15 protein-coding genes and 1 riboswitch are annotated in these 15,376 nt (G+C 62.5%); of the genes, 6 read left to right on the top strand and 9 right to left on the bottom strand.

Annotation, left to right across the window (positions count from 1 at the left end; genetic code table 11):
• Nucleotides 1-110: 110 nt before the first annotated feature.
• Nucleotides 111-884, bottom strand: a complete 774-nt coding sequence (locus tag ABIE33_RS11685) for an N-formylglutamate amidohydrolase (protein WP_429125545.1) — start codon at nt 882-884, stop codon at nt 111-113.
• Between the two features lie 174 nt (nt 885-1,058).
• Here ABIE33_RS11685 and ABIE33_RS11680 point away from each other — a divergent pair, with 174 nt between their 5' ends.
• The 6 genes from ABIE33_RS11680 (at nt 1,059) to ABIE33_RS11655 (ending at nt 7,196) form a co-directional block, all read left to right on the top strand.
• Nucleotides 1,059-1,937: a MurR/RpiR family transcriptional regulator gene (locus ABIE33_RS11680; RefSeq protein ID WP_429124952.1), complete on the top strand. Its 879-nt coding sequence runs from the start codon at nt 1,059-1,061 to the stop codon at nt 1,935-1,937.
• A 188-nt stretch (nt 1,938-2,125) separates the two neighbouring features.
• A complete protein-coding gene (locus ABIE33_RS11675; RefSeq protein WP_429124950.1) occupies nt 2,126-3,232 on the top strand; it encodes an ABC transporter substrate-binding protein in 1,107 nt (368 codons plus the stop codon).
• Between the two features lie 284 nt (nt 3,233-3,516).
• Nucleotides 3,517-4,392, top strand: a complete 876-nt coding sequence (locus tag ABIE33_RS11670) for an ABC transporter permease (protein ID WP_429124949.1) — start codon at nt 3,517-3,519, stop codon at nt 4,390-4,392.
• A complete protein-coding gene (locus tag ABIE33_RS11665; RefSeq protein ID WP_429124948.1) occupies nt 4,389-5,177 on the top strand; it encodes an ABC transporter permease in 789 nt (262 codons plus the stop codon). Before ABIE33_RS11670 ends, ABIE33_RS11665 begins: the two co-directional genes overlap by 4 nt.
• 4 nt (nt 5,178-5,181) lie before the next feature.
• A complete protein-coding gene (locus ABIE33_RS11660; protein WP_429124946.1) occupies nt 5,182-6,243 on the top strand; it encodes an ABC transporter ATP-binding protein in 1,062 nt (353 codons plus the stop codon).
• Nucleotides 6,244-6,379: 136 nt separating this feature from the next.
• A riboswitch (FMN riboswitch) is annotated at nt 6,380-6,631 on the top strand.
• Nucleotides 6,632-6,722: 91 nt separating this feature from the next.
• Nucleotides 6,723-7,196 carry a 6,7-dimethyl-8-ribityllumazine synthase gene (locus ABIE33_RS11655; RefSeq protein WP_429124944.1) on the top strand — a complete coding sequence of 158 codons (474 nt, stop codon included), beginning with the start codon at nt 6,723-6,725 and terminating at the stop codon, nt 7,194-7,196.
• Between the two features lie 335 nt (nt 7,197-7,531).
• Here the strand turns inward: ABIE33_RS11655 and ABIE33_RS11650 are convergent, their stop codons facing one another.
• The 8 genes from ABIE33_RS11650 to ABIE33_RS11615 form a co-directional block, all read right to left on the bottom strand.
• Nucleotides 7,532-8,809, bottom strand: coding sequence for a low temperature requirement protein A (locus ABIE33_RS11650; RefSeq protein ID WP_429124942.1), 1,278 nt, complete (start codon nt 8,807-8,809; stop codon nt 7,532-7,534).
• A gap of 306 nt (nt 8,810-9,115) precedes the next feature.
• Nucleotides 9,116-9,553: an RpiB/LacA/LacB family sugar-phosphate isomerase gene (locus ABIE33_RS11645; RefSeq protein WP_429124940.1), complete on the bottom strand. Its 438-nt coding sequence runs from the start codon at nt 9,551-9,553 to the stop codon at nt 9,116-9,118.
• A 43-nt stretch (nt 9,554-9,596) separates the two neighbouring features.
• A complete protein-coding gene (locus tag ABIE33_RS11640; RefSeq protein ID WP_429124939.1) occupies nt 9,597-10,364 on the bottom strand; it encodes a triose-phosphate isomerase in 768 nt (255 codons plus the stop codon).
• Complete coding sequence (locus ABIE33_RS11635) at nt 10,361-11,146, bottom strand: DeoR/GlpR family DNA-binding transcription regulator (RefSeq protein WP_429125544.1); 786 nt, start codon at nt 11,144-11,146, stop codon at nt 10,361-10,363. The genes ABIE33_RS11640 and ABIE33_RS11635 overlap by 4 nt, the downstream gene beginning before the upstream one ends.
• 115 nt (nt 11,147-11,261) lie before the next feature.
• Nucleotides 11,262-12,188, bottom strand: a complete 927-nt coding sequence (locus tag ABIE33_RS11630; protein WP_429124937.1) for a sugar phosphate isomerase/epimerase family protein — start codon at nt 12,186-12,188, stop codon at nt 11,262-11,264.
• 14 nt (nt 12,189-12,202) lie between these two features.
• Nucleotides 12,203-13,042: a TIGR01459 family HAD-type hydrolase gene (locus ABIE33_RS11625; RefSeq protein WP_429124935.1), complete on the bottom strand. Its 840-nt coding sequence runs from the start codon at nt 13,040-13,042 to the stop codon at nt 12,203-12,205.
• Nucleotides 13,039-14,325, bottom strand: coding sequence for an FGGY-family carbohydrate kinase (locus ABIE33_RS11620; protein WP_429124933.1), 1,287 nt, complete (start codon nt 14,323-14,325; stop codon nt 13,039-13,041). Before ABIE33_RS11620 ends, ABIE33_RS11625 begins: the two co-directional genes overlap by 4 nt.
• Complete coding sequence (locus ABIE33_RS11615; protein WP_429124932.1) at nt 14,322-15,374, bottom strand: class II aldolase/adducin family protein; 1,053 nt, start codon at nt 15,372-15,374, stop codon at nt 14,322-14,324. The genes ABIE33_RS11620 and ABIE33_RS11615 overlap by 4 nt, the downstream gene beginning before the upstream one ends.
• Between the last annotated feature and the right edge of the window lie 2 nt (nt 15,375-15,376).

Genomic DNA, 15,376 nt, shown 5'->3' with positions numbered 1-15,376 from the left:
TGCTTCCCCTGATTTCTTCAGACCCAACCGCCCCATTGCGGCAAGGTCCCATCACCACCTGCCCCGGCAAGCCGGAACAGGACCGCGGCAAAGCCGCTCCCCAGGGTCTTTTATTTTGCTGAAAGCGCTGCCACGCCCTTGCTGAGCAGCCCTTCCAGATAATCGGCCATGACCCTCTGGCCGATCTCGTTTCGAATGAGATCGTTGCGGATCTCGATCATCACATTCGGCAGTCCGTTGTGGACGCCGTATTCGATCAGACTGTGCGTAACGCCGTCGGCCGGCCCGTAGGGCTCGTTGCGGCGGATATCGTAAGCAACCTGGCCTTTGGTTGCGAAGGTCAGCATCTGGTCGGCGAGCCGGCTGTCGGTATCGTGCAGGATGCCGACTTCGACGGAGCGCGGCTTGCCGAAATAGACCGGCGTGAACGAGTGCATGGTGACGACCACAGGCGGCCGGCCCTTGGCCTTGCGCTCGGTCACGAAGCGGCTGATGGCATCGCGAAACGGCAGGTAAATCTCGCCGACCCGTGCCCGGCGCTCCTCCTGTGGCATGTCGCGATTGCCTGGAACCTCATACACTTCGCTGACGGCCGGCATCGCGCCATCGGCTTCCGGCGGACGGTTGCAATCGTAGGCGAGCCGTGAGAAGCGCTGGTAGATCAGGGCCGCGTCGAGCTTGCGCGACAATAGCTCGGCAACAGCGAGCGCGCCCGGATCCCAGGCAATGTGGCTCTCAAGCGCCTGCTGGGAAAGGCCGAGCGAACCGAGACGCTCCGGCACCCGGCGCGATGCATGTTCGCACACGAACACGATGTCGCCTCGTCCGCCCGCGTTCTCGATCGCAACCGGATCGCCATCTGCATCGGTCAAAAGTCGCGTCAACACCGGCATCCCCTCTTGCCCCGTTAGACGTTCGTTAATGAAAAGATTTGTTCAGAGATTGGCGAGTGTCAATCAAAATCTGAAACGATCTCTTCAAATTGCGATTGACTCCAATTGTGACAGCGATGTTTAATCTGTCACAAACTGGCGCTAGACCAGTTCAGGGGAGATGATTTGACCAGCAAGGCGACATCCACGACGGTGTCGGATGTGATCAATGCCCACTTTACCGCGCTGACCCGCGCGGAAAGGCAGTTGGCGGAGACACTTCTCGACAATTATCCGGTATCGGGGCTCGGCTCGATCACGACGGTCGCCGAGAACGCCGGCGTATCGACGCCGACGGTCGCACGCATGGTGCAAAAGCTTGGTTACAAAGGCTTTCCCGATTTCCAGTCGCGACTGCACCAGGAACTCGAAGCCACCATTTCCAACCCAATCAACAAGCATGACCGCTGGGCCGCCAGTGCGCCGGGCACCCATACGCTCAATCGCTTTGCGGATGCGGCCATGAACAACATGCGCGAGACGCTGGCACAGATCGAGCCCCGCGAATTCGACGAGGCCGTCGCCCTCGTTGCCGACCGCAAGCGCAACGTTTATCTGCTCGGCGGCCGCATCACCCGCGCCGTTGCCGATTATCTCTTCACCCATCTGCAGGTCATCCGCCCTGGTGTCACCGAGATCGCGTCGAATGCCAGCGCCTGGCCGCACTACGTGCTCGACATGCGCCACGGCGACGTGCTGATTCTCTTCGACATCCGCCGCTACGAGCAGGAAATGGAGACGCTGGCGAAATCCGCACGCGAACGCGGCGTGGAAATCGTCCTTTTCACCGATCGCTGGAGTTCGCCGGTGGCAAAATCCGCCTCCAAGGTGTTCCGCTCGCAGATCGAGGTACCCTCGGCCTGGGACAGTTCGGTGGTGATCCTGTTTCTGGTCGAGGCCCTGATCGAGGCCGTCCAGAGCACCAACTGGGATGCCACCCGCGACCGGATGAAAACGCTCGAGGGGCTGTTCGATTCGACCCGCATCTTTCGCAAACCGGTTTAGGAGGGGCAGCCGGCACATTCACGGAATTTTATGCACGTGTGTTTCAGTGAAGGCGCCGTGTCGGAAAAAGAATTGTTCTTCCAACGACATGCGTGGCGCGAACAGACAGATCGCTGTCACACAAGTTTCATCGCATCTCTTTAACAGCATCGCCGAAATTGACTGAAAACCCATAAAGGAGAACGCCAGTGATTTCAAAGACTCAACGCCTGCTCTCGCTTTCCACCGCCATGCTTCTGGCAACGACGGCGATCGCCGCTGCCGAGCCGAGCGAGGAGCTCATCGCCGCCGCCAAGAAGGAAGGCTCGCTGACCACCATCGCACTTCCGCACAGCTGGTGCGGCTATGGCGACGTCATTGCCGGCTTCAAGGCCAAGTACGGCCTGGAAGTCAACGAACTGAACCCGGACGCCGGTTCGGGCGACGAAATCGAAGCCATCAAGGCCAACAAGGGAAACACCGGTCCGCAGGCGCCTGACGTCATCGACGTCGGTCTCTCCTTCGGTCCGTCGGCCAAGGCCGAAGGCCTGATCCAGCCCTACAAGGTCTCCACCTGGGATTCGATCCCGGATTCGGCCAAGGATGCCGAAGGCTACTGGTACGGCGATTACTATGGCGTTCTCTCCTTCGTGGTGAACACCGACATCGTCAAGGACGTGCCGAAGGACTGGGCCGACCTGAAGAAGTCGGATTACGCCAACTCGATCGCCATGGCCGGTGACCCGCGCGCTTCTAACCAGGCCGTTCAGGCCGTCTATGCCGCCGGCCTCGCAGCCGGTGAAACAGACGCCGCCAAGGCTGGCGAAGCGGGCCTCGGCTTCTTCGCCGAGGTCAACAAGGCCGGCAACTTCGTTCCGGTGATCGGCAAGTCCGCTTCGCTCGCTCAGGGCTCGACCCCGATCGTGATTGCCTGGGACTACAACGGCCTTTCCTGGCGCGACAGCCTCAACGGCAACCCGCCGGTTGAAGTCGTCGTTCCGGCTTCGGGCGTCGTCGCCGGCGTCTACGTTCAGGCGATCTCGGCCTACGCGCCGCACCCGAACGCGGCAAAGCTGTGGATGGAGTATCTTTATTCCGACGAAGGTCAGCTCGGCTGGCTGAAGGGCTATTGCCACCCGATCCGCTTCAACGACCTCGCCAAGAACGGCAAGATCCCGCAGGAACTGCTCGACAAGCTGCCGCCGGCAGCAGCCTACGAAAAGGCTGTCTTCCCGACGCTCGAAGAGCAGGCCAAGGGCAAGGAAGCGATCACCACCAAGTGGGATAGCGTCGTCGGCGCAAACGTCGTGCAGTAATATCCATGACTTCCGCCTCCCCGCGCCTCTGCGCGGGGAGGCATTCCTTAAAGCGCGTCGCGATCTTTCAGTTTCCCTTGCTGCGCTTTAAGCTCTTGTTTTTGCGCATGTCGTTGTCGCAAAACCGCAGACACTTTTGCGCGACATGCTTTAATCCTCGTGCACAATTCCTTAGCTCGGCGTCGATCTAAGGAATTTTGCAGCAAATCAAAGCGCTACAGCGACCTTTGCGCGTTCGTGCGGACGCGCAAAGGTCGCTGTAAGCCTCGGGACAGAAAGCCTATATGAGCACCGCTTCAACGACCTTGATCAGCAAGCGAGCCGTCATCGACTGGCTCGGCATTGCCCCCTTCATGCTTTTCGCGCTGCTGTTTCTGATCATCCCGACGCTTTATCTCGTCACCGGCGCCTTCCTGACGCCCGATGGCAGCTTCACCTTCAAGAACATCGGCGATCTCTTCACGCCCTCGATTCTCAGCGCTTACTGGATCTCGATCCGGGTTTCGATCGCCTCGTCGATCGGCGGCGCGCTGATCGGCTTCTTCCTCGCCTGGGCGATCGTTCTCGGCGGCGTGCCGACCTGGATTCGCTCCGGCCTCCTGACCTTTTCGGGCGTCGCCTCGAACTTCGCCGGCGTGCCGCTCGCCTTCGCCTTCCTGGCGACGCTCGGACGCACCGGCCTTGTCACCGTGTTCCTGCGCGACTGGTTTGGCTTCAATCTCTATTCGACCGGCTTCAACCTGCTGTCGTTCCTTGGCTTGACCATCACCTATATGTATTTCCAGATCCCCCTTATGGTGCTGATCCTGACGCCGGCGCTGGACGGTCTGAAGAAGGAATGGCGCGAAGCCTCTGAAATCCTTGGAGCCTCGACCTGGCAATACTGGCGCATGGTGGCGCTGCCGATCCTGTGGCCGAGCCTGCTCGGCACCACGCTTCTGCTGTTTGCCAACGCCTTCGGCGCCATCGCCACGGCCTATGCCTTGACCGGCTCCTCGCTCAACATCGTGCCGATCCTGCTCTATGCGCAGATCCGCGGCGATGTGCTGCACAATCCGAACCTCGGCTATGCGCTGGCGCTCGGCATGATCGTCATCACCGGCATCTCGAACATCCTCTATATCTGGCTGCGCATGCGCGCCGAACGGTGGCAGAAATGAAAGCACAACGTCTCGGCGCCTGGATCGCCATCGCCATCGGTGCAAGCTACTTCGTCGTCCCGCTGCTCGGCACGCTGGAGTTCTCGCTGCGCATGCGCCGCGGCGAATATTCCTTCGACGCCTACCGCTCGGTCTTCTCCGACCTGCAGTTCCGCGAGACCTTCGGCTATTCGATGATGATGGCGGCTCTGACCATTATCTTCGGCATGCTGCTGGTGGTGCCGACCGCCTATTGGGTCCGCCTGCGCCTGCCGCAGGTGCGCCCAGTCATCGAATTCATCACGCTTCTGCCGCTGGTCATCCCCGCGATCGTCATCGTCTTCGGCTATCTGCGCCTCTACAATTCCTCGTCCTGGATCCCGCTGACCGGCTCGATCTCGGGCACCAATGCGCTATTAATGTTCTCCTACATGACCCTGTCCCTGCCCTACATGTACCGGGCGGTCGACACGGCGATGCGGGCGATCGACGTGCGCACGCTGACGGAGGCCGCCGAAAGCCTCGGCGCCAAATGGCCGACGATCCTGTTTCGCTGCATCTTCCCGAACGTCATGAGCGGCGTGCTCTCAGGCGCCTTCATCACCTTTGCGATCGTCATGGGCGAATTCACCATGGCCGCGCTGCTCAATCGTCCGGCTTTCGGTCCGTACCTGCAGCTCGTCGGCGCCAACAAGGCCTATGAGCCTTCGGCGCTCGCGGTCATCGCATTCGCCATCACCTGGCTCAGCATGGGTCTGATCCAGCTCGTTTCCCGTATCCAGAAATCCGCTCCGGCCAAGGCTTGATCACATGGCATTCCTGACACTGAACAACATCCAGAAGTCCTTCGGCCCGGTTCAGGTCGTGCACAACTTCAACATGGGCATCGAGAAGGGCGAGTTCGTTTCGTTCCTCGGCCCGTCAGGCTGCGGCAAGACAACCGTCCTGCGCATGATCGCCGGCTTCGAGATGCCGTCCGGCGGCACGATCACCATCGACGGCAAGGACCAGGGCACGCTGAAGCCGAACCAGCGCAACATCGGCATGGTGTTCCAGGCCTATGCACTGTTTCCCAACATGAACGTTCATGACAACGTCGCCTTCGGCCTGAAAGTCGCCGGCGCGCAGAAGTCGGAGATCGACACGCGCGTCAAGCAAATGCTGAGCCTCATCAAGCTCGAGCATCTGGCAGATCGTTTCCCCTATCAGCTCTCCGGCGGCCAGCAGCAGCGCGTCGCACTCGCGCGCGCGCTCGCGGTCAAGCCGCAGGTGCTGCTGCTCGACGAACCGCTGTCGGCGCTCGATGCCAAGATCCGTGTGTCACTGCGCGAAGAAATCCGCCAGATCCAGCAGCAGCTCGGCATCACCACCGTCTTCGTCACCCATGACCAGGAAGAGGCGCTGTCGATCTCCGACCGCATCGTCGTCATGAATGCCGGCCGCGCCGACCAGATCGGCACGCCGTTCGAGATCTACAACACGCCAGCCACCCGCTTCGTCGCCTCCTTCGTCGGCACGCTCAACATCATCGAGGCCAAGGTTGCCGATCCGGCCGCAGGCGCCGTCACCATCGGCAACCAGCAGGTCTCGCTGAAGGGTTCGATCGCCGGCATGAAGGGTGGCGACAACATTTCGTTGGCGCTGCGCCCGGAGGCAGGCTCGATCGCCGACAGCGCCAAGGGCGACACCGCACTGACCGGAGAGGTGGTTTCGACCAGCTTCCTCGGCTCGGTCATCCGCACCAAGCTGCGCATCGGCGGCGACGTCATCTCCTTCGACATGTTCAACGACCCCGGCCTGACGCCGCCGACCTTCGGCGACAACGTCACGCTGCGCTTTGCCGCCAAGGATCTGCTGGTCATTCGCGAATAGCCTCGAGCCTGCAAAGGCATCGCGCTGCCGGAATCATTTCGCCCGGCGGCGCCAGACCTTGGAAAAATCTGTCGTAATTTCCCGGTTTTTCGTCGCGGCACGCGTTTGACCGTGCGTGACCGATCTATATAGTCGCCCATGTTCTCAGGGCGGGGTGAAACTCCCCACCGGCGGTAGCGATCGAAAGATCGAAGCCCGCGAGCGCCTTGGAGCCTACAGCGCCGCGCGTCCTTCCGGACGCGCAAAGGTCGCTGTAGCTCTATGAATCGCCGCATGTTTTTGTCCTTAAATCGCTTGCGATCTAAGGAACATGCGGTGGCTCCAGGGGTCAGCAGATCCGGTCAGATTCCGGAGCCGACGGTCACAGTCCGGATGGAAGAGAGCAAGCAGGAACGTGGACCCCTCGCCGGGGTTTCGCGCGCATGCATGTTCGCCCGACGGGAAAATTGGAAACGCCAAACCCTGGAAGGCTTGAGACCATGACTATTCTTTCCCACCCCACCGCCAAGATTGCGATCGTCCGTGCCCGCTGGCATGCCGACATCGTCGACCGCTGCGTCGATGCCTTCGTCGCCCAATGGACGAAGCTTGGCGGCAGTGCCGCCGACGTCGAGATCTTCGACGTGCCGGGCGCACTGGAAATCCCGCTGCACGCGCAGAAGCTTGCCAGGACCGGCCGTTACGCCGCGATCCTCGGCACCGCCTTCGTCGTCGATGGCGGCATCTACCGCCATGACTTCGTCGCCGGCACGGTGCTCGACGGCATGATGCGCGTCCAGCTCGACACCGACGTGCCGGTGCTCTCCGCGGTACTGACCCCGCACAATTTCCAGGAAAGCGCGCCGCTGATCGCCTTCTTCCGCGAGCACTTCGTCGCCAAGGGCGAAGAGGCCGCCAACGCCTGCGCCCAGATCCTCGACGCCCGCGCCAAGCTGGCGTTGATCAACGCCTGATCTGCTGGCGGGCCGCAAGCCCGCGCCGTATCCGGCTGCCCTCATCCGGCCTGCCGGCCGCCTTCTCCCCGCCTGCGGGGAGAAGGCCACACGCGGCACACGTAGCATCCGAACTCCCTCGCCTGCAGCTGTGGACCGTCGCTTTCTCACAGCAATCGGCGGCCAGCGATAGGTCGCGTCCCCTCTCCCCGCTTGCGGGGAGAGGGCTAGGATGAGGGGCAACTCCGCGCGAAAGCTGCCCGGTCGCCCTTTCTTGATTCAGCCTCTGAACCACCTGAATCAAGCCGTCAGCAACAGCCGGCAAACCGCTGTTTCGACTCGTCAATTCCTGGCGCTCAATGCACCCGCTCGACCTCATCAAGGCAACGTTCCAGCGCTGCCATCCGGTGACGATGACCGACCGCCTCGAAACCGACGACGGTCACGAACGGCGCGAACATCAGGATGATCAGGCAGATTGCCATATCGATGCCCACCATTGCGGCTGCGATTGACGCTGCCAGCAACAGGATGGTGCCGGCAAGCAGCCAGGCATGCAGCGGCTCCGACTGCCGCAGCAGATAGGCATACATGCCGTAGACGAGCCCGATATAGGCGGCGACCGGGACCGCCACCGTCAAAACGGTTGCCAGTGACCCGATATGCGCCTTGTGCTCGATGTAATAGGCAGCGACATGCAGACCCGCACCGGTCGCGACGATTGCAGCGAAAATGAACATGTGACCATAGCCCCAGACGAAGGAGCGCCTGCGGTGCACGTGCAGCACCTCGGCACTCGGCAACAGGAAGTAGATCCACCACATGCCGAAGGTGAGCCCGGTGCCCGCCAGGCAGACGAGCGCCACGTCGAGGTTCCAGCCTTGCCCGTCCACCACCGCGGTGATCGAGGCGACCGTGCCGACGACACCTTCGCCGAGCGCGATGATCGCCAGAAGGCCGTAGCGTTCGGCAATATGGTGCGCATGCCAGGGCGTGCCGCCATACCGCCTCTCGGCGATATAGGGCCCGAGCATTTCGATAGCCGTCAGCGACACGACCATCGCGAAGGTGACAATGATCGAGAAGTCGACGAAGATCAGCACGATCCAGCCGAGCTGCGCAACCGCGATCGCCACCACATAGGTCATGCAGGCCCGACGCCGCACGGGATCTTGGCCGGCGGCGCGCAGCCACTGAAAGATCATCGCAACGCGCATGATGACATAGCCGAGCACCATCACGCCGTTGTCGAGATGCACGCCCTGGTCAACCGAGTGGAACATGGCGGGAAGGCCGATCGCCAGGATCAGCACGCCGACCATCTGCACCATGGTCACACACCGGAACACCCAGTCGTCGGTGTCGTAGGCCGAGGCGAACCAGGTGAAGTTGATCCATGCCCAACAGATCGCGAACATGGCGAAGAAGAAGCCGATGAGCCCCGCCTTGAAATGCCCTTCGGCCATCAGATGCGCGAGCTGTGACGCCGCGAGGCTGAAGGCGATGACGAAGGTCAGGTCGAACAGCAGCTCGAGCGTCGTTGCCGTGCGGTGGTGTTCGTGCGTGTCGCGGCCGCTCATGCGCGCCAGCCGGCGGCTTCCGGCACGTGGTGCTGTCGTTGTGGCGTCGGACATGGGGCAGCATTCCTCGCTGACGGGACGATATGCAAGCATGTTCAAATATTTGCAGAAGCTTCGTCAAGCCGGTAGTGCCACGGCGAAATGCCAAAGCGCCCACGCAATGCCCGGAAAAGAAAACGCCCGGCATCTCTGCCGGGCGTCTCGCCGCAATGCGCGAGGGAGGATCAACGTGCATCGCGGTACCAGAGCATTCCTAGGAAAAGTGCGAAGCGGTTTTCCGCCAGGAAATGCGTAAAGCAAAGAGATTAGAGCGTCTCTGTGGCCCGGGTTAAGCCGGAAACGCTCTATTGGTCGCGGCGCTTACTTCGTCGCGTCGAGACGATCGATCGCGTCGACGTTGCCGGCCGACGCGCCGTTCGGGTCGAACTCGGAGGCGAGCCAGGCATCGACGATCGACTTTGCCAACTCCGGCCCGATGACGCGCGCGCCCATGGTGATGATCTGCGCGTTGTTCGACTTGGCCGCCCGCTCGGCGGAATAGGTGTCGTGGGTCAGCGCCGCGCGGATGCCCGGCACCTTGTTGGCCGAGATGCAGACGCCGATGCCGGTGCCGCAGAACAGGATACCGCGCTCGTTCTCGCCATCGACGATGGTCTGCGCCAGCTTCTGCGACAGATCAGCGTAGAAGCCGGACTGGCTGAGGTCGCTGACTTCGAGGTCGGCCTTCCCCTTGAGGTGGGTGGCGATGATGTCGAGCAAGGGCTTGCCGGCGCTGTCTGCTCCGATTGCGATCTTCATGATGGTTCCTTTCCGTCCTTTTTGATCTGCGGCGTGCGAAGGCTCAGATCGCCTTCGAGACACGCTGCAGAATGTCGAGATAGCCGTTGACGTCCCAGGCGGAGCGGCCGATGAAGAGGCCGTCGATATGCTCCTGGGTGATCAGTTCTTCGCAATTGCCGGGATTGACGCTGCCACCGTAGAGCACGGGAACTCGCACGCCGAGGGCGGCTTGCGCGACATCGGCGATCCGCTTGTGGCGGGCATCGGCATAGTCTGATGTTGCCGGAATGCCGTTGACGCCGATGGCCCAGACCGGCTCGTAGGCGAGCAGGACCGTCGCCTTGCGGGCGTCGCCTTCCAGCAGTTCCAGCGCACCTTCCACCTGCCGCTTCAAAACGGCATCCGCCTCGCCCGCCTCGCGCTCGGCGAGCGTCTCGCCGATGCAGATCAGCGGCACCAGTCCATGGCGAACGGCCGCTGTCGTCTTCAGGCCGACGGTCCGGTCGGTCTCGCCGAAGTGCTCGCGCCGTTCGCTGTGGCCAAGCTCGACCACGTCGAGGTTGCAATCCCTGAGCATCACCGGCGACACCTCGCCGGTCCAGGCGCCGGTATCGTCCCAGTGCATGTTCTGCGCGCCGACCTTGACGCTCGTCTCAGCCAGCCGGTCCTTGACCTGGCGAACGGCTGTGAAGGGTGGAATGACGAAACGCTGGATGCGCTCGTCGCGTGCGTCGTCGGCTGCTGCCAGCCCATCGGCAAAGACCATGGCTTCCGCCAGCGTCTTGTTCATCTTCCAACTTGTGCCCACCCAGAGTTGAGGCTTGTTCATGCTTTCTCCGATACTTTTCTATTGTCGACCTTGACCAGGCGGATGCCGGCATCGTCGAGCGCGCCGGCATGCTCGTCCGCCACCTCGGCGCCGGTCAGCACCGCGTCGAAGGCATCAAGCCCGGTCAGGAAATGCAGGGCGGAACGCCCGAACTTGTCGTGATCAACAAGCAGATATTTGCGCGCCGCCGACTTCACCATCAGCCGCTTGGCCTGCACCACCTCCTGGTCCTGATGGAAGGCTGCCGTCCCCTCGACCGCGGAACTGGAGAGGAAGGCGATGTCGACGCGCAGCGAGCGTAGCGCCTCTTCGGTGACGATGCCGAAGAAGCCGTTGAACTTCTTGCTGTACTGGCCGCCGAGCGCGATCACGTTGATGCCCGGCGCGCCGGACAGGCTGGTGATCACCCCGAGATTGTTGGTGATGACGGTGAGCGGCCGGATGTCCCTGATGCAGGCGGCGATCGCACCGGCTGTCGAACTGTCGTCGATGAGGATGCTCTGCCCCGGCTCGATCAGACCAGCCGCGTATTCGGCAATGCGGTTCTTTTCGGCGGCGGCAATCTTCTCGCGGTAGCGGAAATCGCTTTCGAACTGCGGGCTCGACTGGATCGATGCGCCGCCATGCACCTTGCGCAGCAGGCCGGCCTGCTCGAGATCGTCGAGGTCGCGATGCACCGTCATCTTGCTGACGCCGAAACGAAGCGACAGATCCTCGACGGAAGCCGTGCCGGCCTCCATCAAAACATCCATGATCGCCTGTCGCCTGTCTTCCGGCTTCATCGCCATCCGCCTCGATCCGATGGCGCAGGAGCACGCCGTCACTTCTGAGAAGATAACATCTGAATGTGATATTTCAATATTTGGTGTGAGATTTTGTGATTTTTTAATGTGATTTTTATGGTCTGTTGAACCCCGTGTCGATGTACGGCTCCCAGAACTCCACGGACTCCCGGATCATCTCGACGACGTTATGGTCGGTCGGCTCGCGCTCGCGGAAGGAAAGCTCCAGGCAGATCTCGTTGTCCGTTCCGCCGCCGGCCTTGACCGCATCGATCAGCTTTTCCGGCGTGATGCGGCCGTCCCGGTTGTAGGCGGCGGTAAACGGCCAGTGCCCGCCCTTGTTCATCGACGACTGCTTGATGTGGATGATCGGCGAGCGCTCGGGAAACGCCCCTGCCCAGGCATAGGGGTCGATATCGGCAGGGTTGTCGGAAGTAACGTCGCCATGGTCGATATCGACCATCATCTTCATCGGGATCGGCAGTTCCGCCTCCGCGAGTCGCCGGTCGAGCGCGCGGCACTCGGCGATCGTGTGGCCGAATTCGCGCCCGACCGACATCGGCTCCCAGAACACATAGGATAGACCGGCGGCCTTGCCGTGTTCCGCCACTTCGCGCCAGCAGTCGATGGCGATCTTCATCAGTTCCTCGCGGCGTGCGGGATCGTCATAATCCCTGAGCGTGAAGATCGCGAACTGCGTGCCCATGCCGGATGCGCCAAGCTCGGCGGAGATATCGGCAAACGTCTTGAACCAGTCGACATAGTAGCGCCGCACATCCGGGTCCGGGTGGCCGAAGTGATTGAGCCTGCCATAGGGCCCAGTCATGCCCGAGGTGATCTTGACGCCCGTTCGGCCAAGCGCTGCCCTGAACTGACGGATGGTCTTGGAGATCGTCGCCGCCGGCCAACCCGGATTGACGAACTCGTGCGTCAGTTGCACGTAGCCGATGCGGATCTCTTCGCCGATCGTCTCGATCAGGTCGTCAGGCTCGGCAAAACGATTGACCAGCGGATTGGTGTTGAGCGACAGCGTGAAAGCCAAGGCCGTACTCCTGACTACCAGAGAAATTTCGGGAGGATGAAATCGGGCGTGGCGCCATGCTCGGCAAAGAGTTTTTGCCGCTCCTCGGCGGAGGCATGCTCCAGTATCCCGGTGGTCACCAGCGCCGACCCAAGGCCGGCACTTGTCGCGCCGGCAATATCATGCTCGATGCTGTCGCCGATCGCGCAGACGCGCGACGGATCGGGACGACCGAGGAAGTCGAGGGCGAAATCGTAAATGTCGGCGAAGGGTTTGCCGATCCAGCGCACTGTGCCGCCGAGTTCCTCGTAAAGCTCCGCGATCCGACCTGCAGCAAACGCCGTTCCGCTCTTCGTCAGCATCACCTTGTCGGGGTTTGTGCAGAGGCACGGCACGCCGCGCCGCGCCGCAGGCGCCAGCAATGCCTCGTAGTGCGACAGTGGCAGGACATCGCCTTCGCTACCTGCGAGCAACACGAAGTCTGCATCCGCGCCGCTCGCCGTGCGCTCGAGATCGAGCCCCGTCATCGGCGAAAGGTCCTCGTCGCGGCTGATCAGCAGGCACTTGCTTGGGAGCCCGCTTGCCTGCGCGCCCTCTTTCTTCAGGATCTGCCAGGCCACCTCGCCTGAGGTCAAAAACCAGTCCCAGCTGCCGGCTAGAAAGCCGAGATCGACGAAACGGCGATCGTTTTCCGCCGAGCGCTTGCCGGAATTCGACAGAATGATGATGTGCTTGCCCTGATCCTTCAGCCGCACCAGCGTCTCGGCGGCGCCGGGATAGGCCCCACGCCCGTCGCGCAGCACGCCGAATTGGTCGATCAGGAAGGCATCGTAGTGGTCGGCGATATCGGCAAGGCCGGAGATGACGGTACTCATAACACACCTGCCTGTTTCGCACCTGCAAGCGCCAGTCGCGCCGTACCGGCTGCAGCCTCTTCCGAATGCACGGTCAGGAACGGCACGCCGAACTTGCGCGCACGGATTGCCGACCACGCCGCATTTTTGGCGCCACCCCCGACGGTGCGGATGGAACCGAGCCTGGGTCCGCCCAGCGCCGTCAGCCTTTGATAGGCGAGGCTTTCGATGCCGGCGATGCCTTCAAAGATCGCCTTGAGAAACACCGCGTCATCCTCCGGTCGCGGCGTCAGGCGCGGCTCAAAATTCGGATCGGCGATGGGAAAGCGCTCGCCCGGTTTCGTCAGCGGATAATAGTCGAGCCCGGTATCAACGGCCGGGTCGATGCGGGCAGAAAGCTCATCAATGCGCTCGGCGGAGAAATGTTCGGCCAGAACCACTCCGCCGGTGTTCGACGCACCGCCGGCCAACCACATGTCGCCGATGCGGTGGCTGTAAAGGCCGTATTCCGGGGCAAACAGCGGTCGGTCGGAAAGCACCTTGACCGTCAGCGTCGTGCCGAGCGCGCTGACGCCATCACCCGGACGATCGGCGCCGGTCGCCAGAAACGAGGCGCAGCCATCAGTGGTGCCGGCAACGACAACCACGTCATGCGAAAGGCCGAAGGCTTCGGCTGCGGCCGCTGATATCGTCGCAACCGGCGCACCGGCCGGCAGCACCTCCGGCAGGAGATCAATGCGCGCTCCGGTCTTTTCGATCCACGCCGGCCAGCAGCGTGCAACCGGATCGTAGCCGGTCTTCAAGGCATTGTTCTCATCGGACACGTCGTAGAGCCCGGTAAAATGTCCGGCCAGCCAATCGGCCTGGTGGATGACACGGAAGACACCCGAAACGGATTGAAACGTCAGCACCTTGGCAAGGCCGGAGGTCGCGCCATGGGCGGCGCTCTCCTTCGGCGCATGGGCCGCAATCGCGTCCAGGATTGCACCATCGGCAACCGGATCGTTGTACATCATCGGCGTGGCAAGCGGCGCACCATCGGCCGCCACCGGCAGCATCGTGCCCGACGTGCCGTCGATGCTGATCGCCCGCACCCGCCGACGATCGACCGCCTCAAGCACGCTGCCGAGCGCCGCCCGTACCGCCTTCCACCAGCCGACCGGATCGCGGCGGTCATCAGAAAAAGCCGCGAGCTTGGCCGCACCAGATGCGACGATCGTGCCGTCGGGTACCATCGCCACGGCGCGCGCGCCTGACGTGCCGATGTCGATGCCGACAACGAGGGCGTCCTGGTTTCCGCTCATTGCAGTGCCTGCCCTGCCCGATTGAGCTTCTGGCGATATTTCTCCGCGTCCCAGCCAAGCAGTTCCGCATTCTCGGCATCGCTCAGATAACGGAGCCAAGCCGTCGCCGGGATGCGGGCCGTGACGTCGGCAAGGCAGCGCGCCATGGCGAGCGCGCCTGCGGAAATGGTCTTCTCGACCAGCAAGCCCTTGCCGGGAAGGAGCAGGAGCGGCGGCAGGCTTTCGCCCCGCTCTCTCCTGGTGATCTCGATGGAAGCGGCCGTCTCACCCGGTGCGGCGATGACGCACCCCTTGCCGAGGAAGATGACATGGTCGGGATAGAGGCTGCCGCCGGCGGCAATCCGGCAGCTTTCAAGATCGGTTGCGACTGCATGCAGCCGCGCATCGTCAGGCAGGCAGTAGCCGCTGTCGACCGCAAGCCGCGACAGTGCCGCCAGATCGGCCGCCGGTGTCGGCCGTTGCTGCCCCGTCAACCGGCGGGACACGTCGATCAAGAGGATCGCGGCATCGGCGACGGTCTCGGCGGCAACCGCAAGACCGTGATTGCCGAGGATCAGCACCGAGGTGTTGTCCTGTAGTCGCTCAGCTATCGCCTTGGCAAGCGGCAGCCCCGGCCGCGCATAGGGCACGAACACATGCGGGATGCCGGCGAGGCGTTCGGCGGCGATGGCAGCGCCGTTCGTCTGCACCGCGGTCGCTATGGTTTCGACGCAATGGACATGGATCACCACCTTCTGCGGCATCAGCGCGTGCACCGTCGTCTCGATCGAGGGTCGCAGGCCGGAAGGGTTCATCTCGGAAATGACGAAGTCCTGCGCCTTCTCCGCCGCGGGATCATTGCGTTCCAGCGCTTCGAGCAACGGGTCGAGCGCCACCGGCACCATGACGTCACGCTGGCGAGCATGGGCAAGCCAGAGGCCGGAGGCCTTGATCCAGAGCGTGCCGCCCTCCTTGATCGACGTGTTGCCGCCTGCCCCCTGCACCAAGAGTGGGTCGGCGCCGACACGCGCCGATACGTCAAGTAAGGCCTCGAATTCCAGACTGCGCATTG

Origin of the sequence: Ensifer sp. 4252 (assembly GCF_050434565.1) — a bacterium.
Lineage (GTDB): Bacteria > Pseudomonadota > Alphaproteobacteria > Rhizobiales > Rhizobiaceae > Ensifer.
This window is presented reverse-complemented; position numbering and strand designations above follow the sequence as displayed.